24 protein-coding genes are annotated in these 20,750 nt (G+C 69.4%); 19 read left to right on the top strand and 5 right to left on the bottom strand.

Annotated elements, in window-relative coordinates; translation table 11 throughout:
* Positions 1 to 436: 436 nt before the first annotated feature.
* The 17 genes from IEY89_RS07710 (at position 437) to IEY89_RS07630 (ending at position 13,359) form a co-directional block, all read left to right on the top strand.
* Positions 437 to 1,186, top strand: coding sequence for a transposase family protein (locus IEY89_RS07710; protein WP_189146538.1), 750 nt, complete (start codon positions 437 to 439; stop codon positions 1,184 to 1,186).
* 11 nt (positions 1,187 to 1,197) lie between these two features.
* Positions 1,198 to 1,338 (top strand): hypothetical protein, encoded by a 141-nt coding sequence (locus IEY89_RS07705; RefSeq protein ID WP_189146537.1) that lies wholly within the window; start codon positions 1,198 to 1,200, stop codon positions 1,336 to 1,338.
* A gap of 90 nt (positions 1,339 to 1,428) precedes the next feature.
* The gene (locus IEY89_RS07700) at positions 1,429 to 1,692 is read left to right on the top strand and encodes a DUF6284 family protein (RefSeq protein ID WP_189146536.1); all 264 of its coding nucleotides are present in this window, start codon (positions 1,429 to 1,431) and stop codon (positions 1,690 to 1,692) included.
* Positions 1,689 to 2,132, top strand: coding sequence for a Pycsar system effector family protein (locus tag IEY89_RS07695; protein WP_189146535.1), 444 nt, complete (start codon positions 1,689 to 1,691; stop codon positions 2,130 to 2,132). Before IEY89_RS07700 ends, IEY89_RS07695 begins: the two co-directional genes overlap by 4 nt.
* Positions 2,132 to 2,389: a hypothetical protein gene (locus IEY89_RS07690; RefSeq protein ID WP_189146534.1), complete on the top strand. Its 258-nt coding sequence runs from the start codon at positions 2,132 to 2,134 to the stop codon at positions 2,387 to 2,389. The genes IEY89_RS07695 and IEY89_RS07690 overlap by 1 nt, the downstream gene beginning before the upstream one ends.
* A complete protein-coding gene (locus IEY89_RS07685; protein WP_189146533.1) occupies positions 2,386 to 3,294 on the top strand; it encodes a DUF2637 domain-containing protein in 909 nt (302 codons plus the stop codon). Before IEY89_RS07690 ends, IEY89_RS07685 begins: the two co-directional genes overlap by 4 nt.
* Positions 3,294 to 3,689: an RRQRL motif-containing zinc-binding protein gene (locus IEY89_RS07680; protein WP_189146532.1), complete on the top strand. Its 396-nt coding sequence runs from the start codon at positions 3,294 to 3,296 to the stop codon at positions 3,687 to 3,689. Before IEY89_RS07685 ends, IEY89_RS07680 begins: the two co-directional genes overlap by 1 nt.
* A gap of 2 nt (positions 3,690 to 3,691) precedes the next feature.
* Positions 3,692 to 4,009: a hypothetical protein gene (locus IEY89_RS07675; RefSeq protein WP_189146531.1), complete on the top strand. Its 318-nt coding sequence runs from the start codon at positions 3,692 to 3,694 to the stop codon at positions 4,007 to 4,009.
* Positions 4,010 to 4,084: 75 nt separating this feature from the next.
* Positions 4,085 to 6,265 (top strand): cell division protein FtsK, encoded by a 2,181-nt coding sequence (locus IEY89_RS07670; RefSeq protein ID WP_189146530.1) that lies wholly within the window; start codon positions 4,085 to 4,087, stop codon positions 6,263 to 6,265.
* Between the two features lie 258 nt (positions 6,266 to 6,523).
* Positions 6,524 to 7,027, top strand: a complete 504-nt coding sequence (locus IEY89_RS07665) for a hypothetical protein (RefSeq protein WP_189146529.1) — start codon at positions 6,524 to 6,526, stop codon at positions 7,025 to 7,027.
* Positions 7,028 to 7,047: 20 nt separating this feature from the next.
* Positions 7,048 to 7,584 (top strand): hypothetical protein, encoded by a 537-nt coding sequence (locus IEY89_RS07660; RefSeq protein WP_189146528.1) that lies wholly within the window; start codon positions 7,048 to 7,050, stop codon positions 7,582 to 7,584.
* Positions 7,585 to 7,671: 87 nt separating this feature from the next.
* A complete protein-coding gene (locus IEY89_RS07655) occupies positions 7,672 to 8,364 on the top strand; it encodes a DNA cytosine methyltransferase (RefSeq protein WP_189146527.1) in 693 nt (230 codons plus the stop codon).
* Positions 8,361 to 9,011 (top strand): DNA cytosine methyltransferase, encoded by a 651-nt coding sequence (locus IEY89_RS07650; protein WP_189146526.1) that lies wholly within the window; start codon positions 8,361 to 8,363, stop codon positions 9,009 to 9,011. The genes IEY89_RS07655 and IEY89_RS07650 overlap by 4 nt, the downstream gene beginning before the upstream one ends.
* A complete protein-coding gene (locus IEY89_RS07645) occupies positions 9,008 to 9,847 on the top strand; it encodes a bifunctional DNA primase/polymerase (RefSeq protein ID WP_189146525.1) in 840 nt (279 codons plus the stop codon). The genes IEY89_RS07650 and IEY89_RS07645 overlap by 4 nt, the downstream gene beginning before the upstream one ends.
* A gap of 2 nt (positions 9,848 to 9,849) precedes the next feature.
* Positions 9,850 to 11,325: an AICE element replication initiation protein gene (locus tag IEY89_RS07640; protein WP_189146524.1), complete on the top strand. Its 1,476-nt coding sequence runs from the start codon at positions 9,850 to 9,852 to the stop codon at positions 11,323 to 11,325.
* A gap of 470 nt (positions 11,326 to 11,795) precedes the next feature.
* A complete protein-coding gene (locus IEY89_RS07635) occupies positions 11,796 to 12,038 on the top strand; it encodes a helix-turn-helix domain-containing protein (protein ID WP_189146523.1) in 243 nt (80 codons plus the stop codon).
* A 79-nt stretch (positions 12,039 to 12,117) separates the two neighbouring features.
* Complete coding sequence (locus tag IEY89_RS07630; RefSeq protein ID WP_189146522.1) at positions 12,118 to 13,359, top strand: tyrosine-type recombinase/integrase; 1,242 nt, start codon at positions 12,118 to 12,120, stop codon at positions 13,357 to 13,359.
* Positions 13,360 to 13,464: 105 nt separating this feature from the next.
* Here IEY89_RS07630 and glnA read toward each other — a convergent pair whose 3' ends face one another.
* Positions 13,465 to 14,874, bottom strand: coding sequence for a type I glutamate--ammonia ligase (gene glnA / locus IEY89_RS07625; RefSeq protein WP_189146521.1), 1,410 nt, complete (start codon positions 14,872 to 14,874; stop codon positions 13,465 to 13,467).
* 197 nt (positions 14,875 to 15,071) lie between these two features.
* On the opposite strand from glnA, the gene IEY89_RS07620 reads away from it, so the two are divergent.
* Positions 15,072 to 15,539 carry an RDD family protein gene (locus tag IEY89_RS07620; RefSeq protein ID WP_189146520.1) on the top strand — a complete coding sequence of 156 codons (468 nt, stop codon included), beginning with the start codon at positions 15,072 to 15,074 and terminating at the stop codon, positions 15,537 to 15,539.
* A 263-nt stretch (positions 15,540 to 15,802) separates the two neighbouring features.
* Here the strand turns inward: IEY89_RS07620 and IEY89_RS07615 are convergent, their stop codons facing one another.
* From IEY89_RS07615 to lipB, 4 genes are all read right to left on the bottom strand, one after another.
* On the bottom strand, positions 15,803 to 16,501 hold the full coding sequence (locus tag IEY89_RS07615) for a DUF4191 domain-containing protein (protein ID WP_189146519.1): 699 nt from the start codon (positions 16,499 to 16,501) through the stop codon (positions 15,803 to 15,805).
* Positions 16,502 to 16,545: 44 nt separating this feature from the next.
* Positions 16,546 to 16,746 carry an SCO2195 family GlnR-regulated protein gene (locus IEY89_RS07610; protein WP_189146518.1) on the bottom strand — a complete coding sequence of 67 codons (201 nt, stop codon included), beginning with the start codon at positions 16,744 to 16,746 and terminating at the stop codon, positions 16,546 to 16,548.
* Positions 16,747 to 17,048: 302 nt separating this feature from the next.
* Positions 17,049 to 18,014 (bottom strand): lipoyl synthase, encoded by a 966-nt coding sequence (lipA, locus tag IEY89_RS07605; protein ID WP_189146517.1) that lies wholly within the window; start codon positions 18,012 to 18,014, stop codon positions 17,049 to 17,051.
* Positions 18,015 to 18,239: 225 nt separating this feature from the next.
* Positions 18,240 to 19,025: a lipoyl(octanoyl) transferase LipB gene (gene lipB / locus IEY89_RS07600; protein WP_189146912.1), complete on the bottom strand. Its 786-nt coding sequence runs from the start codon at positions 19,023 to 19,025 to the stop codon at positions 18,240 to 18,242.
* Positions 19,026 to 19,309: 284 nt separating this feature from the next.
* On the opposite strand from lipB, the gene IEY89_RS07595 reads away from it, so the two are divergent.
* Complete coding sequence (locus IEY89_RS07595) at positions 19,310 to 20,749, top strand: NsdA family TPR-like regulatory protein (RefSeq protein WP_189146516.1); 1,440 nt, start codon at positions 19,310 to 19,312, stop codon at positions 20,747 to 20,749.
* The last annotated feature ends 1 nt before the right edge of the window (position 20,750 follow it).

Raw genomic sequence — 20,750 nt, 5'->3', positions numbered from 1 at the left:
GAGCAGTGACGATGACGCGCCCGATTCACCGGCTCGGGACCGGTCCGCCCCGCAAGGGTGCACCGGTGAAGCCGCTTGCCCTTCTCGCTGAGGGAGGTCGGTGTGAACCGACGACATACCCAGGCGCCGCAGTCAGGACCGACCACCGGCGCCGTACATCTCCGGTCCACCCCTGGTTCCGCAGCGCGAGCGCGCTGCGGGCCGGCTGCCTCTCCCACCCGTCCGGACCCGCTTCAGTGCGGGGGCCGTACGGATGGGAGCGCGGGGAGCCGGCCGGTTCGTCCGGCCTGGTCCACCACCTACGACACATCAGGAGTCCATGAGGGTTTTCAGAGTGGCCCCCGGACGGGTGACGGCGGGACCATAAGCAACGGACAGGGTCCCCGTGCCGTTGAGAGAGGTGTCTAGGTCTCAACTCTCCAGCTCAGGAACCCTGTTGGTCCCGTATCCTGCCGCACTCGACCTGCCGCACGCACTCGTGGAGTGGGTGACGATGCTGATCGTCACCCGTGAGGGTGACCGGCGCTGCAAACTCCGGCCGTCCGAGCGTGCGGTGATCGCTCTGGCATACCTGCGCCGGCACGACCCCCTGGCTCAGCTCGCCGCAGGTTTCCGTATCTCCGTCGGCACCGCCCACGCGTACGTCACCACCGTCGTCGAGCACCTGGCCGACATGGCGCCGGGCCTGCTGAAGGTCCTGCGCGAGACAGACCCCGACTACGTTCTCGTGGACGGCACGCTCGCCGAGTGCGACCGGGTCGGCGACGGGCGCGCAGACTATTCGACGAAGCACAAGCGGCACGGTGTGAACGTGCAGGTCATCACGGACCCGGCCGGTCGCACACTGTGGCTCTCACCTGCCCTGCCCGGCCGCACACACGACCTGACCGCCGCCCGCACCCACAAGATCATCAGGATCTGCGAGCGCCAAGGCGTCCCCATTCTCGCCGACATGGCCTACATCGGCGCGGGCGAGTGGGTCACCACCCCCAAACGCCGACCGCCCCAAGGTGAACTCACCACGACCGAGCGGACGGTCAACCGGGCGCTGTCCGCCGCTCGCGTACCCGTCGAACGAGGAATCGCCCGCCTCAAATCCTGGCGAATCTTCCGCAGAGCCCGATGCAGCCCGAACCGCATGACGTCAATCGCCAAGGCCGTCCTCACCCTGGAGCGGCACCGCTGAAAACCCTCCATGTGCAGTCGCAGGAGTCCACCACCGACCTGACCTCGCCGGAGTCTGCACAGCGCGGTCAGGAGGTCTACGACCGCATCACGTCCGGCGAGTGCAAGGACGCGGTGGCGGAGCTGAACGAGGCCTACGGCCGCAACGGCTGACCTCACCTACTTCATCAACGGCGCGCGGCGCCCGGGTTGCCCCCCGGACGCCGCTTCGGGCCGTAACACCTGCTAGGGAGACCACGACCCATGAAGCACATCGTCACTGTTCAGGACACTGTTACCGCGTTCGCCGAATGGATGGAGCCGACGGCCGCTGAGCTGGACGGCATCGAGCGTGAAATGCCTCTGATCCTCGCGCAGGTCGACCTGCTGGACGCGCAGATCATCACCATGGACCGCACCCCCACCGAGCTGGACGTCCGGCGTATCCGCCGGGCCCGACGCCGGGTGCTCGCCGCCGGCCGCGAGCTGGCGAACACGGCCGCGCCCCTGCCGGGGGTGGGCGCGTGAGGACCGCCGAGGAGAGCCTGACGGCCGCGCACGCCGAGGTGAAAGCGGAGATCGCACGGACCGACACCAAGACCGGGCTGTTGCTGGCGTTCGTCGGTGCGGTCCTGGCCGGCACCTGGACTGTCGCCCGCGACCTGCCGCTCAACACCGCCGCCCTCACCGTGGGCGGTACCGGCATCCTCGGTCTGGTCGCGGCGGCTGGTCTGCTGCTGCGCTCGGTCCGCCCGAACCTCGGTGGTGGGCGGGGGTTCCCGCTGTGGGCCACGCTCACCCCCGAGCAGATCACCGCCGCCCTCACCGAGGACATGGGCGCGGACATCGCGGGTCTGTCCCGGATCGCGGTGGTGAAGTTCACCGGCCTCAAGCGCGCGGTCGATCTGACCTGCGCCGGCGGCGCCCTGCTCATCGTTGCCGCTGTGCTCACGGTAGGGGGTGCGTGATGGGTCGCCGGTTCAAGGACATGCAGACGGCCGAGCAGCAGTACGCGGCTCAGCAGGCCGCCCGCTCCGCTGACACTCCCGCGCCCTCGCGTCCGGTCGCTGCTGCCACGCATCGTGAGTGGGTGGCGATGTCGCCGCGTCAGCAGGCCGCGCACCTGGCCCGGCTGGACGGCCGTGAGGACGAGGCCCGCCGCTGGGAGCAGCAGGAAGCACAGGCCACCGCCCCGGCACCTCGGAAGCGGGGGTGGTTTCGGTGAGCCTCAACCGCAAGGGTCGGGCCGCCCTCGTGCTGGCCCTGGTCGCGGTCGTCGCCATGGCGTTCCGCGTCTCGTGGAACGCGTTGCGGGACATCGCCAACGCGGTCGGCGCGGATGACACCGCCGCGACCCTCTACCCGTTCGTGGTCGACGGTCTGATGGCTCTGGCCCTGGTCGCCACCCTCGTCCTCGCCGACGACGATCGGAAGTTCGCGCTGCGGGTGCTGGGCACCTACACGCTCGCCTCACTGGTCCTCAACTACGTCCACGGTCTCGTTCCCGAGCTGCACGGCGCCACGGTCGACTGGGGACGGCTCGCCGACTGGGACCCCGCCAACTGGGCACTGGTCCTGCTCGCCACGTCGCTTCCGGTCGGGTCGATCTACTTCGGATCCGATCTGGTCGCCAAGGTGCTGCACCACCGCCCTGCCCCGGTCCCCGACCCGATTCCGAACCCGATCAGAAATGCGGAGAAATCGACCGAGACTATCGGTTATCGGTCTACCCCTGACCTGCCGGAATCGACCCCCGCAACGATCACCGCATCGGTGGTGCGGATACCCGATCCGGTGGCCGAGTCGCATGTGAAGTCGGTTCTTCCCCTCAAGCCTGTACCGACCGTCCCCGCCCCGATTCCCGTCCCGGTGATCGAGGGGTGCGTGACGGCGGCTGAGTCGACTCGCCCGCGTCGGGCGACCGGCAGGGTTGCCGACGTCGCCCGGTCACCCCGCCCGAAGCGGAGCGCCACCCAACTGCTCGATGAGGCACGCATGGAGACGGCCGGTTGGTCGGACAAGGCGCTGACCGCAGAGGGCATCCGCCGAGTGGTCCGCACGTCCCCGGCCAACGCCCGGATGCTGCGCGACACGCTGAAAGCCGAGCGTGCCGCTACGGCGGTCGCCTGATGAGCGGCGCCTACGGCAAGTGTTTCGACCCGACCGGCGCCCGTCACGGCATCCCCACGTTCCCGTGGCGGTGCGCCCCGGACGGCTACGCCACGTTCCGGCAGCTGAGGGCGCGCGGTCTGCGTCCCGGCGGTCAGCCCGTCGCCGGTCAGGTGCTGCGTCCGCGCTACCGGCGCGGCCCGCTGGTCGCCTACCTCTACCGCCTCGACTGCGCCAAGCCGGTCCGGCCGATGACGCCGGCCAAGTGGGCCGCGCTGGCGAAGGCCAACACCGCGCGCCGCACGTGTCCGCAGTGCCGCACGGATGCCGGATACGTCATCCCTGCATCCCTCGGCACGTGCGTGACCTGCGCCTACCCCGATCCTTCCCCCTGTGATTCCCCGAGGAGTTCCTGACCATGGGCAAGCCCAACACCCGCCACCTAGACCGTGAGATCCAGTTGGCGAACCGGAAGCTGGATGCGGTCCGTGAGTTCGAGATGTGGCCGCTGAACGGCCCGGAACGGCGCGCGATCATCCGTGCCACGGTCGGCGGGTCCGTCCGCGTCGTGCGCGGACGGAGCACCACCCGCGCCGAACGGAAGCTCGAAACGGCGTGGAACAGCGCTGAGACGCGGCTGATGGCGGAGATCGTCGCGTTCGAGAAGGAGCGGCAGCGGATCGTCAACGAGGCCGCCGCCGCCAAGGCCGCCAAGAAGTCCTCCGGCTGGTGGTGACCACGCCCACCACGCCCCCTCCCTCTTTCCTTTCCAACTCCCGCCCTGATCAGGGCAGTCAGGAGTCATCCCCTCATGTCTGAACCCGCCACGGACGACGCCCCTGTGGGGACCGTCCACCGCCTGGACGACCACCGCACTTCCCGTACGGCGCTGGTCGTCGACCTGGCCAAGACGCCTTCCGCACCCGCCGGCATCACGGACATCGACGACACCCCGGCAGGGGAAGCGGTTGACCGCCCCGACAACCCGCTGGTCGACTGGCTCGCCCTGCCCGACGCGGACGTTCTGCCGGCGTGGGCGCGTTCGCGTGCCTCGGTGGTCGCGAACGTCCAGGCGTTCGGCCGGCTCACCTGGTGGCACACCCGTTACCACGGCTTCCGTACCCCGAAGTACCTGGTCAAGACGATTCTGCTGGCCGCGCGTGGCTTCTTCCGGGCTGCGGCCGGTCTGTGGCCGACGCTGTCGGCGCAGGACCACACCGCGACCGTCAAGGCTCTGCGTGCGCAGGTCAAGGTCAAGCCCGAAGACGTCGACCTGGCCGTGCGGCTGCAAGTCGCGCACTACACCCGTACCCAGACCCGGCGTTGGCGTTTCGGTGCCGCAGCGGCGGCGGTCACCGCCGCCGCTGTCGGTATCGCGCTGGCGCCCCCACTCCTCCAGGCCGGCATAGCGGCGGCCGTCACCACCCCGCTCGCCTACCTCGGCCGGGGCAAGGAAACCCGTCTGCTGGACCAGGCGGCGCCGCCGCTGCGGGTGGACATGTCCGCGCAGCAGCTCAACGAGTCGCTGCGGGCCGCCGGCCTCCTCAAAAGCGGCAGCGGCAAGGACGACGACAAGGACCTTCCGAGGGTGTCGTGCACGATGGGCCCGGTCCGCGACGGCCGTGGCTGGGCCGTGATCTTCGACATGCCGAGGGGCGGCGGCAAAACCGCTTCCGATGTCCTCGCGAAGCGGGAGGTGATCGCGCAGGAACTCGGGGTCGACGAGATCCAGGTCATCATGTCCCGGGTGCGCGCGGCCAAGGGCGGCAACGCCGGCCGGGTGTCGATGTGGGTGGCCGACGACGACCCCTACCTGGGCCCCCTCAACCCGTCGCCGCTGGAGAAGGCGGAGAAGTTCTCCATCTGGGACGCGGTCCCGTTCGGGCAGGACGCCCGCGGCAACCGCGTCGCGCTGCCGGTCATGTGGCAGTCGATGTTCTTCGGTGGTCTGCCTCGCCGGGGCAAGACGTTCTCGCAGCGGCTGCTGACGGCGGCCGGTCTGCTGGACGCCTACGTGCGCCACTACATCGCCGACGGCAAGGGCGGCGCCGACTGGATGCCCGCGAAGGCGATCGCCCACCGGCTCATCATGGGCGCCGAGGACGACGCGATCGAAGCGCTCAAGGCCATGCTGCAAGAGCTGCTGGTGGAGATGGAACGCCGGTTCGCGCTGCTGCGGGACCTGCCGACGTCGGTGTGCCCGGAAGGCAAACTGACCCCGGACATCATGGTCAAGTACAACCTGCCGGTCATCTTCGTGACCATCGACGAACTGCAGGAGTACTTCACCGCGATGGAACGCGAGGACCGGGAGCAGGTCATCAACGACCTGTGCCGCGTCGCCCGCCGGGGACCGGCGGCCGGGTTCATCTCCAACTTCGCCTCACAGCGCCCCGACGCGGAATCGGTGCCGCCCAAGCTGCGGGAGATCATCACCATCCGCTACTCGACACAGGTGGTCGACCGCACCAGTTCCGACATGGTGCTGGGCAAGGGCAAGGCCGCTCAGGGCGCCGACGCGTCGGTGCTGTCGGAGGACCACAAGGGTGTGGGTGTGCTGGTCACCGGTCCGGCCTCGTTCGTGACCGTGCGGGCCGACTACCTGGACGGCCCCGGGTTCGCCGCACTGTGCCGCAAGGGCCGCGCCCTGCGCGAGGCCGCCGGACAGCTCACCGGGGACGCGGCAGGCGACGTCACCGCCGCCGCCGACGCGGCCGGCCTGACCGTGCCCGCCATCGTCTCCGACGTGCTGGACGTCATGCGGCACTCGCCGCGCATGTTCACCACCGACCTGCTCGCCGGTCTCGTCAACCTCGACGAGGACACCTACGGCGACCTTAACGCCGAACGCCTCGCCTCGGAGCTGGAGAGCGCCGGAGTGAAGCGGACGAGCAAGCAGGTCAAGATCAGCGGCGCCAACGGGGCGGGCTACCAGCGACGCGACATCGAGGCCGCCGTGCCCGCCGAGATCCTGCTGAGCACCGGCAGGTAAAGCCCTCCCCCTCTACCCCACCCCCACACCGCACCCCCTCCACCGCGCCGCGCACCGGCTCGCGGGAGCGCTGCGGAGTAGAGGGGGCTCTTTACCCCGGTAGAGGGGGCGGTAAAGGGCTGTGACCTGCGAGGTAAGGCAGGTAGAGGGGGTCTGACCGCCCCCTGCCCAACCCCTCCCAACCCCTCCCAACCCCACCCCCGGCGGGGTGTGCCTGCCTGCCCCGCCACCCACCAAGCACCGGAAGGAACCGCCGCGATGTTCCCCGAGACCACCCCCGGCCCGCCCGCATCCGACACGAGGATGAGCGACGCGGAAGCGGCCACCGAGGCGAGCCGGCTGATCGCCGACGCCTACCGGCCCGCACCCCACACGCCCACCGCCTACCGCGACACCAGCCCCCTGCCCGCCTACGGCGACACCCCGCCCGTCACCCAGCCCGGCACTCCGCCCATGTCGCAGCGGGCCGTGGACGCGAGCCGCCTCATGCTCACCGCCGGGCTGGCCACCGTGCCGCCCGGACTCATCGCCATCGGGGTCCTCATCGCGTCCCGGCAAGCGGACCCCACCGTGATCGGCATGATCTGCGCGGCCCCCGCCGCCGTCGCCGTGCCGATCCTCGCCATCGCCCGCCTGTTCAGCCGCGTCGCCGAAGCCACCCCGGACACGCACCACCACCACTACGCCGGGCCCGTGCGGCAGGAGAACACCACCACCCACGTCCGCAAGGCGGTCGTCAAGCGCAACCGCATCCACGGCTGAACACCCCCCGAAGGAGAACCGTGTTCGAGATCCGCGTCATCTGTGAATCCGCCGACACCGACCGCGTCGTCGCCGCGCTGGACAAGACCTTCGCCACCGGCACCGTGACCGTCTACCCCACCGACAACGGCAAGAGCCACCGCTTCTACGTCCGGGCCGACCACCTCACCGACCTCACCCGCGAGGAGACGGACCGGCCCGAGGCGGGGCCGACAGCATGGCCCACACCGGAAGACGCCTACGCCACCGCCCCCGCCATCCCCTACGAGATCGCGTGGACCGCTTCCACCACAAGGACGCTCGCCAAGAACCCGCCCGGTGGCGACGTGGACCGGGAGTACTGGCTGCGCAAAGCCGCCCTGCTCGACCGCATCGCGCTGGACTACGAGGCCGAAGGCATCCCCAACGGCACCGACGACATCGCGGCCAACGCCGCCCGCCAGCTCATCGAGATCGACCACGGCAGCGACCCGAACGGGCCACAGCACCCGGCCACGCTCGCCCACCCGCGCGGCTACGTCCGCCACGAATACGCCCACTGGGCCAACAACCAGTAGCTACGCCAAGGGCGGCCCCCATTCCGCCAAGAACCCGGGGCCGCCCTTGTCCACCTGCCCTCAACAGACCTGTGGAGGTCTCCCAGCATGACCCAACCCACTGACATCCGGCGAGTACGCGGCCATAAGCCGCGTCTGCTGGACCTGTTCTGCTGCCAAGGCGGCGCCGCCAAGGGCTACGACGACGCCGGCTTCGACGTCACCGGCGTCGACATCGTCCCGCAGCCCCGCTACCCGTTCGCGTTCGTCCAGGCCGACGCGATCGCGTTCGTCCTCGCCCACGGGAGCGGGTTCGACTTCATCCACGCGTCCCCGCCGTGCCAGCACGACACCGCCTGCCAGCGCATCCAGGGCAACCCCCACCCCGACCTCATCGCCCCCACCCGCGCCGCCCTCGAAACGACCGGGCGCCCGTGGGTCATGGAGAACGTGGGAGGGGCGGCGCCCAAGCTCCGTGATCCCGTGATGCTGTGCGGGCCCATGTTCCACCTGGCCACCTACCGGCACCGGTTTTTCGAGACCGGCGGCTGGACGCTTACGCAGCCGGACCACCCCGCCCACCTGGTCCCGCAGGCGAAGATGGGGCGCCCCGTCCCGCCCGGCCACTACGGCCAGTTCGTGGGCAACTTCTCCGGCGTCGACCTGGCCCGGCGCGTCATGCGGGTGCCGTGGATGAACCGGGACGGCATCCGCGAGTGCATCCCGCCCGCCTACGCCCACCACATCGGTGCCGCCGCGCTCACCCACCTCGCCACCGCCCGGATGGGGGTGGCCGCGTGAACGCGCGTGTGCTGCCGTTGCGGCGTCCGAACGGCCTGCGGGTGCTGGACCTGTGCTGCGGTGCCGGGGGCCTGTCCATGGGCTACTACCTCGCCGGGTTCGACGTGGTGGGGGTCGACACCGCGCCCATGCCGAACTACCCCTTCCCGTTCATCCAGGCCGACGGCATCGACTACGCCGCCGAACACGGACACGCCTTCGACCTCATCCACGGCTCCTGGCCGTGCGAGCGATGGGCCACCGTCACCAAATGGCGCGGCAACCCCGGCGACCACCCCGACCTGATCGGCCCCGGACGCGCAGCGATGCAGGCGAGCGGCCGGCCGTGGGTCATCGAGAACGTCCCCGAGACCGCGACCGCGGGCATCCTGCGCCCCGACTACCTGCTGTGCGGAACCCAGTTCGGCCTCAACCTGCGCCGCCACCGCGTCTTCGAGACCTCGTGGGGCGGCGGCGGGGACCTGGTCGCCCCGTGCTGGCACCGCAAAGACCTCCTCGCCTTCGTCCACAAGGGCGAGCGCGCCTACGCGGACGCCATGGGCTGCACCTGGATGACCAACCTCGAAGCCCGCAAAGCCGTACCCCCCGCCTACACCCAGTGGATCGCCGCACAGTTCCTCGCCCTCGAAGGGAGGGCCGCCGCATGAACGAACATCTGCGCACCGCGCTCAGTCTGGCGGCGGCCGGTGTGCCACCGCTGCCGCTGCGGGCGGGGAAGGTGCCGTTCGGCAACTGCCGTACCTGCGCGAAGAACGCGTGCGGCGGACGGCCCAACATGAAAACCCCCGGCCCCTGCCACTGCCCCCGCGTCTGCCACGCGTGGGCCGCCGCCACCACCAACCCGGACGTCATCAACTCGCCTGCGTGGGCCACCGCCTGGCGGCAGGCGGCGGCGGTCGCCTACCACCCCGGCGGCGCCGGAGTGACCGTGGTCGACCTCGACAACGCGGAAGCCCTCGCCTGGGCCCGCGATACCCTGCCCACCACCCGGACCGTGCGCACCACCCGGGGTGAGCACTGGCTCTACCAGGGCGTCATGCGCTCCGCCAACGGCGTGCGGCCCGGTGTGGACATCAAGTCCCTCGTGGGATATGCCCGTTGGCTCGGATGGGGCAACGGCAGCATGGCCGCCCTCCCGGGCACTGTGCGCGCTCTGGCACTAACGGACCCCCCTCCCGCACGTAGGACGCCACAGCCCCTCTCAGCACCCTTGGGAGGCCAGGGCGGACAGTGCCGCCACCGCTCGCCCGTGTTACTGGACCGTGGGATCGCCATGGCAGAGCAGCACATCACCGGCGCCCGTGAGGCGGTACACGCGACCGTCTACCGAACGTTCCTCGCCGTGCTGTCCACCCACGGCCGGTGCGGCTGCCTCACCCACACGCACGTCGCCCGGCTGTTCACCGCCGCGCAGGCCAAGGGCGAGACACCCCGGCACTGCACGGACGCATGGACCAATGCCCTCACCACGTTGGGACTGTGACCATGGCTGACGACGAGAAGAACCCCGCCCGCCAGATCATCACCGACTACGCGCAATCCCACTTCCGGTACTTCCGCACCCCGGACGGAACCGTCTACGCGCAGAAGAACGGCCAGCCCGTCGCCCGCCCGATCCGCTCCCAAGGCACCACCGGCAGCCACCGCCAGGAACTCATGGTCGGCCTCTACCGCGACGGACGCGGCTCCTTCAACGGCAGCGCACTGAAAGAGGCACTGGACCTGATCGAAGCACTCGCAATGTCCGAGAACGTGCAACCCGTGCACATCCGCGTCGCCCCCGGATTCGACGGAGCAACCTGGCTCGACCTGGGACGCGACGACGGTCAGTCCGTCCGCATCCACCCCACCGGCTGGGACATCCTCACCCCCGACCCCCGCGAAGTGTGCTGGCGGCGCACCCAGCTCACCGGCGAACTCCCGCTGCCCGTCAAGGACACCAACGGCAAGGGCATCGACCTGCTGATGCGGCTGTGCAACTTCGCCGGCGCGGAGAACGAGTGCCTGGCCATCGCGTGGCTGATCGGCTGCCTCGGACCGTCCGTCCCCGTCCCCGCCCCGTTCCTCACCGGCCCGCAGGGCGCGGGCAAGTCGACCGGCGGACGCATGCTCGTGCGGATCATCGAGGGCATGAGCGGAGACCTGCGCCGGGCCCCGAAGGACGAGGAGAACCTGATCGCGGCCGTGGCGGCGGGATGGGTCACCGCACTGGACAACCTCTCCCACATGTCGCCGGACCTGTCCGATGCGATGTGCTGCATCGTCACCGGAGCCGAGAGCGTCAAGCGCGCCCTGTTCACCGACGGGGACGTCTTCCGCGTCGGCTACCGCCGCCCCCTGCTCCTGACCGGCATCGACGTCGGAGTCATCCGCCCCGACCTCGCCGAACGCCTGCTCCCGCTCCGCCTGGAACGCCCCCGCGTACGGCGGACCGAGGCCGAACTGTGGACGGAATACGCGGAAGCGCTACCCGTCGTGCTCGGGTCCCTGCTCGACCTCACCGCCAGGGTGCGCGCGGCGCAGGCGGAGACCCCCACCGACCTGCGCATGGCCGACTTCGCCCACCTCTGCGCACAGCTCGACGCAGCGACCGGGCTCGGAGCGCTGGCCGCGTACCGGGCCCGGCTGGACGACCTCAACGACGACGTCATCGAAGGCGACCTGTTGGCACAGACCGTCCTCCGCCACGCCGACACCATCGAGCCCGGCGGTGAGCAGCGGATGACGTCCACGGAATGGCTGGCCTGCCTCGGTCGCCTCTACAGCGGCGACGACTGCCGTGCGCTGCCCAAGGGGTGGCCGACGACCGGCAAGGTGCTCTCCGACCGCCTCAAGCGCCTCCAACCCACCCTCGCCGCGCGGGGCGTGCTCATCGACTCCGGCCGCACCAGCCAGGGCCGATACCTGGAAATGACCCGCCCCGCCCCGGCGACCCCGTTCGACCAGCCCCGGATGCACTGACCGCGCTCCCCACCCTCACGCGGACAAGCAAGAAGAGCACCGGGCGCCCCGGCGCGGCGTGCTCTTCTTGCTGTTTGGGGCGCAGCCCCGCCCCAAGGACGTGCCGCGTAGCGGCTCCTTCTTCACGCTCGAAGGCGCACCGCACTACACCAGAACACCCCCTCTCTTTGTCCTAAGAGGGAAGACGCTGCGTCATCTGCGTCAGGCAAGCCGGAAAACGGCACCTGACCTGCGAATACAGGCATGACGCAGACCGCCGTGCCTGCGTCATCCCGCGTCATCCGCGTCATGGACCACGTCACCGATGACGCTGCCCATGACGCATCCATGACGCAGGACCAACCCCGAGCGTCACCTAAAACCGCAGGTCAGAAGCCTAAATGACGCTCACGACGCAATGACGCAGAAATCCACACCTCGGACAGACACGACGCCCCCAGCCCGCTCGGCCCGCGCACGGAGGACACGCCATGAGCACCGCACGTGAACAGCCGGACCCGCGCGCCATGCTCCGCGCCGGGCTGCCGGACCGGTACCTCACTCCCGACGACATCGCCGAGATCTTCGAAGTGCCCAAAGAGACCGTCTACCAGTGGCGCAAGAAGCGACTTGGTCCGCCCGGATTCCGTATCGGCAAGCACCTCCGCTACGACCCCGCCGACGTCCGCACCTACGTCACCCAGCGCAAGACCGCCGACCACGACGCTGCCTAACCCCACACCCACCGCAGACAGCAGGGAGAGCCGCTAACTAGCGGCTCTCCCTGCTGCGTGTTGAGAGGACCGCCACCGAATGGCAGGCCACATCCAAGACCGCTGGTACAGGACCGAAACCGACACCAACGGCAAGACCCACCGCGTCAAGAGCGACCGTTACGGCACCGGACTCCGCTACCGTGCCCGGTACATCGGGCCGGACGGCACCGAGAGGTCCAAGAGCTTCCCAGATGGTAAGAAGCGACTGGCCGAGCAGTGGCTGAGCGCCATCGAGACGGACATGACGCGCGGGCAGTACGTCGACCCGTCGGCAGGCAAGGTGACGTTCAAAGCCTTCGCCACGGCGTGGCTGGCGTCTCAGACCACGGACCCTTCCACCATCGTGAACATGGAGTTGCGGTTTCGGCTGCACGCCTTTCCGTACATCGGTTCGCGCTCCATGACTGCATTCCAGCCCACCCACATCCGCACGTGGGCAAGGGCCCTCATGGACTCCGGAATGGCAGCGTCGTATCAGCGGACCGTTTTTGCGAACGTCTCTGCTGTGTTCGGTGCGGCCGTGGATGACGGCATCATCTCCCGCAATCCCTGCCGTGCGGGTTCCGTTCGAGCGCCCAAGCTTGATCCTCGGAAGATCAAGCCGTGGACGCGTGATCGAGTGGTGGCTGTTCGCGGCGGACTCCCGGAGCAGTACGCAACAACAGTGGACCTCGGTGCCGGGTGCGGTTTGCGACAAGGCGAGATCTTCGGGCTGGCCGTCGATGAAGTCGACTTCGACGGGGGAACACTGCATATCGCACGGCAGGTCAAGCTGATCGGCCCGCAGATGGTGTTCGCCCCGCCCAAGGGCGGCAAGCTGCGAGAAGTGCCGCTGCCCGACGTGGTGTCGGGTGCGCTTGCCGCGCACATCACTCGCCGGCCCCCTATCGACGTCACTCTGCCGTGGAAGACCCCGGACGGCCCGCCGGTCACAGTGAAATTGCTGTTCTACTCGCGGGAGCGTAAGGCACTGAACAGGAACTACTTCAACATGTACCTGTGGAAGCCCGCGCTGATTGTTGGCGGCGTCATCCCGGAACGGATGCCGGGGGAGCGGTTCAAACCGTCGCGTGAGCACGGCATGCACGCCTTGCGGCACTACTACGCCTCGGTGCTGCTGGACTCGGGAGAGAACGTCAAGGCCCTGGCCGAGTATCTCGGTCACTCAGACCCGGGGTTCACGTTGCGGACGTACACGCACTTGATGCCGAACAGCCAGGACCGGGCGCGCCGGGCCATCGACTCAGCCTTCGGCAAGGACGTACCCCCCGGTCCGTGACCGCAAAAAGGCCGACGGCCGTGCTCTTCCCGGAGTGGGAAGTGCACGGCCGACGGCCCACAGACGGCCCAGGGGAGCCAACAGGGGCTCTGACCTGGGGCGATATCACACGTCGAAGTAGAGCTCGAACTCGTGCGGGTGCGGACGCAGCTGCAGCGGCGCGATCTCGTTGGTGCGCTTGAAGTCGATCCACGTCTCGATCAGGTCAGGCGTGAAGACGTCGCCCTGGAGGAGGAACTCGTGGTCGCGCTCGAGGGAGTCGAGGACGGCCGGGAGGGAGGTCGGGACCTGCGCCACGCTCGCGTGCTCCTCGGGAGCCAGCTCGTACAGGTCCTTGTCGATCGGCTCGGCGGGCTCGATCTTGTTCTTGATGCCGTCCAGGCCCGCCAGCAGCAGAGCCGAGAAGGCGAGGTACGGGTTGCCGGAGGAGTCGGGCGCGCGGAACTCGACGCGCTTGGCCTTCGGGTTGGAGCCCGTGATCGGGATACGCATGGCCGCGGAGCGGTTGCGCTGCGAGTACACCAGGTTGATCGGCGCCTCGAAGCCCGGGACCAGGCGGTGGTACGAGTTCACCGTCGGGTTGGTGAAGGCGAGCAGCGACGGGGCGTGCTTGAGGATGCCGCCGATGTAGTAGCGGGCGATGTCCGACAGACCCGCGTAGCCGGCCTCGTCGTAGAAGAGCGGCGAGCCGCCCGTCCACAGCGACTGGTGGACGTGCATGCCCGAGCCGTTGTCACCGAAGATCGGCTTCGGCATGAAGGTCGCGGTCTTGCCGTTGCGCCACGCCACGTTCTTCACGATGTACTTGAAGAGCTGGAGGTCGTCGGCCGCGGCGAGCAGCGTGTTGAACTTGTAGTTGATCTCGGCCTGGCCGGCGGTGCCCACCTCGTGGTGCTGACGCTCGACCTGGAGGCCGGAGTTGGCCAGCTCCAGGGAGATCTCGGCACGCAGGTCGGCGAAGTGGTCGACCGGCGGGGTCGGGAAGTAACCGCCCTTGTAACGGACCTTGTAGCCACGGTTGTTCTCGACCGCACCGGTGTTCCAGGCGCCGGCCTCGGAGTCGATGTGGTAGAAGGACTCGTTCGCGCCGGTCGCGAAGCGCACGCTGTCGAACACGTAGAACTCGGCCTCGGGACCGAAGTACGCGGTGTCCGCGATACCGGTCGACGCCAGGTACGCCTCCGCCTTCTTGGCCACGTTGCGCGGGTCACGGGAGTACTGCTCGCCCGTGATCGGGTCGTGGATGAAGAAGTTGATGTTGACCGTCTTGTCACGGCGGAACGGGTCGACCCGCGCCGTGGACAGGTCGGCGCGGAGCGCCATGTCGGACTCGTGGATGGCCTGGAAGCCGCGGATCGAGGAGCCGTCGAAGGCGAGTTCCTCGTCCGGGTCGAAGGCCGTCGCCGGCAGCGTGAAGTGCTGCATCACACCCGGCAGGTCGCAGAAGCGGACGTCGATGAACTTGACGTCCTCGTCCGCGATGTACTTCTTGGCCTCGTCGGCGTTCTGGAACATCCAGCTCCTCCTACTCCCGGCCGTCCGTGCCGGGGTGGTAGTTCGGTCGTGCGGCCAGTGCGGTGGCACACGTTGGATCCGACCTTAGGGACAGGTGGTTTCTCAGGCGTGACCCATTTGTTTCGACCAAGTTAACCGGAACCCGGCCGGGCGACCCACCTGTACGAATCGAAAATCGCGCGCAGTACGGTGGTCGGGTGGACAACAGGCAAGCAATCGGATCGTGGCTCTCCGGACCGCGCGCAGCCGCGGAGGAAGCCGGTGTCGACTTCGGATACCGGGGGGAACAGCTCGGTCTGCCGGAGGAGGGCCCCGGCTCGATCGCCCGCCCCGGACGCCGGCTCGGCGCCCTGGCCGTCGACTGGGGTCTGTGCCTCTTGATCGCATACGGCCTCGTCACGGACAGCTACAACGAGGCGGCGCAGGTCTGGGCGCCGCTCATCCTCCTCGCGCTGCTCCTGCTCACGCTGAGCACGCTCGGTTTCACCCCGGGCAAGCGACTTTTCGGCCTACGTGTCGTCGCCGTGGACACCGGCCGCGTCCAGCCCCTGCGCGCCGTACTGCGAACGGTCCTGTTCTTCCTCGCCCTCCCGCCCCTGATCTGGGACCGCGACGGCCGAGGCCTCCATGACCGGCTGGCCCGCACCGTGGAAGTACGGATCTAGGGCCTCTCGTCTGGATCACGCCCGGGCCGCGGGGCGTGGCACGCACATCTGCAGACTCGGCACCGCAACCTGAAGTCAGCGTGATCCAAACGGCAGGCCTCAGCCCTCCACCACGACGTACGACCCACCACGACGTACGACCCACCACGACGTACGACGATGGGGGCGCCCGGATTCAGTCCGGGCGCCCCCATCGTCGTACGAGCCGCAGTACGAGCCGCAGTACGAGCCGCAGTACGAGTCGTCGTACGAGCTCGCTCGGGTCAGCGCATCTTGCCGCCGCGCGGCATGCGCGTCCCCTTGGGCATCGGGCCCTTCGGCACCGGCATGTTGCTCATCAGGTCGCCCATCGCCCGCAACCGGTCGTTGGTGGCGGTCACCTGGGGGCCGGCGAGAACACGGGGCAGCTTCAGCATGGTCGTGCGGAGCTTCTTCAGCTCGATCTGGCCCTCACCCGTGCCGACGAGCAGGTCGTGCACCGGCACGTCCGCGACGATGCGGGCCATCTTCCTCTTCTCGGCGGCCAGCAGGCTCTTCACCCGGTTCGGGTTGCCCTCGGCGACCAGCACGATGCCGGCCTTGCCGACCGCGCGGTGCACCACGTCCTGGCTGCGGTTCATCGCCACCGCCGGAGTCGTCGTCCAGCCTCGGCCGACGTTGTCCAGCACGGCCGCAGCGGCACCCGGCTGGCCCTCCATCTGCCCGAAGGCGGCCCGCTCGGCCCGACGCCCGAACACGATCGCCGTCGCGAGGAAGGCGAGCAGGAGGCCGAGAATGCCGAGATAGATCGGGTGACCGATCAAGAAGCCGATCGCAAGGAAGACACCGAAGGTGAGAATTCCGACAGCCGCGAGTACAAGACCGATCTTCTTGTCGGCCTTGCGGGTCATCTTGTACGTCAGGGCGATCTGCTTGAGTCGCCCGGGGTTCGCGGCGTCCGCCGCGGTTTCCTTCCTCGCCATGCCGTGAAGTCTACGTGGCCCGAGGAGCGCCGACGACGGCGGTGTCAGGAGTAGGTGGCCAGAGCCTGTTCGAGGACGCGCTGCGCCTCGCCCCGGTCCTTGGCACGACGGCGGTCCTCCTGGACGGAGGTCCAGGCGTTCTGGCGGGCGGTGCGCTGGCCGCCGCTCATGAGCAACGACTCGACCGCGCGCAGTGCCTCGGTCAACGACGGAATGGGTGTGGCGCGGACGGGTGCGGTCTGCATGGTGGAGGTCCCCCCTCGGAACGGCTCTGGGTAAGGGTGCACATCGTGTAAAGCCAGGGTCACTGATTGGTGTTACCAGGGCGTGACTTGCCGGTCAAACACCGATGAAGCCTTGCTACAGAAGGCGAGAACACCGATGCGGCCCTGACATATGCCCTCAACTGGGAGGACGGTCAGGACCGCACGGAATCAGCCGTTACTGGCGGGTAGTCACTTGTGCGCGAATTCACACGTCTGCCGCGCCCCTGCTGGGCAGGGGGAGTGACGGTGTGTCAGGGGCCGTACCCGGTCCCGGACCTCGCTCAGACCGCCTGCGAGGCGATGTAGGAACCACGCTTCTCGATGGCCATCTGGTACAGGCGGCCGGCGCGGTACGAGGAACGCACCAGCGGGCCGGACATGACGCCGGAGAAGCCGATCTGCTCGGCCTCCTCCTTCAGTTCGACGAACTCGTGCGGCTTCACCCAGCGCTCGACGGGGTGGTGCCGGACGGTCGGACGCAGGTACTGCGTGATGGTGATCAGCTCACACCCGGCCTCGTGCAGCTGCCGGAGCGCCTCGCTGACCTCCTCGCGGGTCTCGCCCATGCCGAGGATCAGGTTCGACTTCGTGACCAGACCGTGGTCGCGGGCGTCGGTGATGACCTTGAGCGAGCGGTCGTAGCGGAAGCCGGGGCGGATGCGCTTGAAGATACGGGGGACCGTCTCGACGTTGTGCGCGAAGACCTCGGGCCGGGAGGAGAAGACCTCGGCCAGCAGCTCCGGTACGGCGTTGAAGTCGGGCGCGAGCAGCTCGACCTTGGTGCGCCCCTCTTCCCGCCCCTCGGTCTGCTGGTGGATCTGGCGCACGGTCTCGGCGTACAGCCAGGCGCCGCCGTCCTCCAGGTCGTCGCGGGCGACGCCGGTGATCGTGGCGTAGTTGAGGTCCATGGTGACCACGGACTCCCCGACGCGGCGGGGCTCGTCGCGGTCGAGTGCCTCGGGCTTGCCGGTGTCGATCTGGCAGAAGTCGCAACGCCGGGTGCACTGGTCGCCGCCGATGAGGAAGGTGGCCTCGCGGTCCTCCCAGCACTCGTAGATGTTCGGGCAGCCGGCTTCCTGGCAGACGGTGTGCAGGCCCTCGCTCTTCACGAGGTTCTGCATCTTCGTGTACTCGGGACCCATTTTCGCCCGGGTCTTGATCCACTCGGGCTTGCGCTCGATGGGGGTCTGGGCGTTCCGGACCTCCAGGCGCAGCATCTTGCGTCCGTCGGGTGCGACTGCGGACACGATGGCTCCCTGTAGCTTCGATTCTTCGGCGTACACCAGGGTACGCCCGTACGCTCCCCGCCCTACGAGACGGGCAACCTTTGAGACCGGGGGTGCATTCCCGGGGCCGGGTTTCCCCGGCCCCGGGAATGGATACTCAGCCCGTCCGGCGTTTGAGGACGAGCGCCTTCAGCGTGAAGGGGGGTCTGGGGGCGCAGCCCCCAGACGCGGTAGGGGGCGTCCCCGTTACGCCGAAGCCCCCTCCACCACCCGCGCCCGCAGCTCCGCGTGCTCCAGCACATCCCGCAGGTGCCGCTCCACCACCGGCAGCACCTCCGGCACCGTCACATCCCGCCCCAGCTCGTTCGCGAGCGACGTGACCCCCGCATCCCGGATCCCGCACGGGATGATCCGGTCGAACCAGACGTTGTCCGGGTTCACGTTCAGCGAGAAGCCGTGCATCGTGACCCCCTTGGCCACCCGGATCCCGATCGCCGCCAGCTTTCGGTCCTCCCGCCGCTGCCCGGCGTTCGACGGCGCGTACTCGGGACCGTTCAGCCGGGGATCGAACTCGTCGTCCGTCAGCCGCGGGTCCAGGTCCAGCGAGAGGCCGCCGAGCGCGGCGGGCCGCTGCTCGACCGGGTCGCCCAGCACCCACACCCCGCTGCGCCCCTCCACCCGCGACGTCTCCACCCCGAACTCCGCACAGGTACGGATCAGCGCGTCCTCCAGCCGCCGTACGTGCGCCACGACGTCCACCGGACGCGGCAGCTTCTGGATGGGGTAGCCGACCAGCTGGCCCGGACCGTGCCAGGTGATCTTGCCGCCGCGGTCCACGTCGATGACCGGGGTGCCGTCGAGGGGGCGCTCGCTCGGGTCGGTGCGCCGGCCGGCCGTGTAGACCGGGTGGTGTTCGAGGAGCAGGCAGGTGTCGGGGATCTCGTCGGCGAACCGGGCCGCGTGCACCCGGCGCTGCTCGTCCCAGGCCACCTGGTAGTCGACGTACTCGACGCCGTCGGCACCGAATCCCATCCGGACGAACCGCAACTCACCACTCACGGGGGCGCCTCCCTGGCTGTTTCCGCAGCTTCTCAGCAGCTGTGCGTCAGGCACGTAACGCGCCCAAGCCACTGTACGTCCGGTCGATCCCCGTCAGTCCGGCGCCCGATTCTCACACGATCGGATGAATGTACGGCGGAATGTGCGATCTGCTGCTTACGCTCCGCTACATTCGCGCCGTTCACGAGGCCAAATAGGGCTGCTCACCAGCAATCCGGGCACATCAGAGGGCCCGAAGGCAGGAGACCGCACCGCAGATGACGGAACGACCCGCGCAGCGCACGCCCAATCGACAGCTCGCCGCGCTCATCGCAGAAGCGGGATTCTCCAACGCAGGTCTGGCCCGTCGGGTGGACCAGCTGGGCCTCGAACACGGCCTTGATCTGAGATACGACAAGACATCGGTGACCCGCTGGCTGCGCGGACAGCAGCCGCGCGGCACCACCCCCGCCCTCATCGCCGAGGTGTTCACCCGGCGCCTCGGCCGACGGCTCACCGCCCAGGACCTCGGACTCGACGCCTGCGCGCCCGTCTACGCGGGGCTGGAGTTCGCGGCCACCCCCGAGGAGGCCGTCGACATCGTCAGCGGGCTGTGGCGCAAGGACTCCGGCAGCCACGCCGAGCTGCGCAAGATCGCCTTCACCCCGGCCGGGCTCGTCGTGCCCAGCCGGGACTGGCTGATCGGGCGGCCCGACGACCGGGTCGGGCGCGGTGACCAGCCCGTCGTCCGGGTGCCCGTCCAGGGAAGGCCCGGCGTGCCCCGGCAGCTCGGGCAGGCCGAACGCGGGCCCGGGCAGAAGGTCACCGGAGGTGACATCTCCGCGCTCCGCTCGGTCGGTGAGCTGTTCCGGACCCTCGACGACGCCTACGGGGGCGGTCACGCCCGGCAGGCCCTCGTCCGCTACCTCGAACACGAGGCCGAGCCCATGCTGCGCGGCACCTACGGCGAGCAGACGGGCCGCCGCCTGTTCGCGGCGGCCTCCGACCTCACCCGGCTCGCGGGCTGGACGTCGTACGACATCGCCGCGCACGGACTCGCCCAGCGCTACTTCGTCCAGGCTCTGCGGCTCGCGCAGGCCGCGGCGGACCGGGCGTACGGCTCGTACGTGCTGGCCACCATGAGCCGGCAGGCCGTCTACCTCGGGCACGGCCGGGAGGCCGTGCAGCTCGCGCGGGTGGCCCAGCAGGGCGTCGGAACCACCGCACCGCCCGTCGTCCAGTCGCTGCTGCACGCCTGTGAGGCGCGTGCCCACGGCGTGCTGGGCGAGGTCCGGGCCTGCACCGCCTCCCTCGTACGGGCAGAACGCGCCCTCGAGGCGGCCCGGCCCGGCGACGAGGTCCCGCACTGGGCGCGGTTCTTCGACGAGGCGCAGCTCGCCGACGAGTTCGGGCACTGCCACCGCGATCTCCAGCAGTTCCGCGCCGCCGCCCAGCACGCGGAGCGCTCGCTCCAGCTGCGCGCCCCCGCCTTCGCCCGCAGCCGCCTCTTCTGCCGCGTCGTGCTCGCCTCGGCCCGGCTGGGCCTCGGCGAGCTCGACCAGGCCTGCCAGCTGGGCGCCGAGGCGGCCGGCGCGGCGACGGAGATGCGCTCGGTGCGGGCGATCGAGTACGTACGGGACTTCGAGCGGCGCCTGGAGCCCTACAAGGACGCGGCACCCGTCAGGGGGTACCGCGACAAGGTCGCCGCGCTCGGCTAGC

This window comes from Streptomyces lacrimifluminis (assembly GCF_014646095.1).
GTDB lineage: Bacteria > Actinomycetota > Actinomycetes > Streptomycetales > Streptomycetaceae > Streptomyces > Streptomyces lacrimifluminis.
Note: the sequence above shows the minus strand (reverse complement) of the source record. Positions and strands in the feature narration are given on the sequence as shown.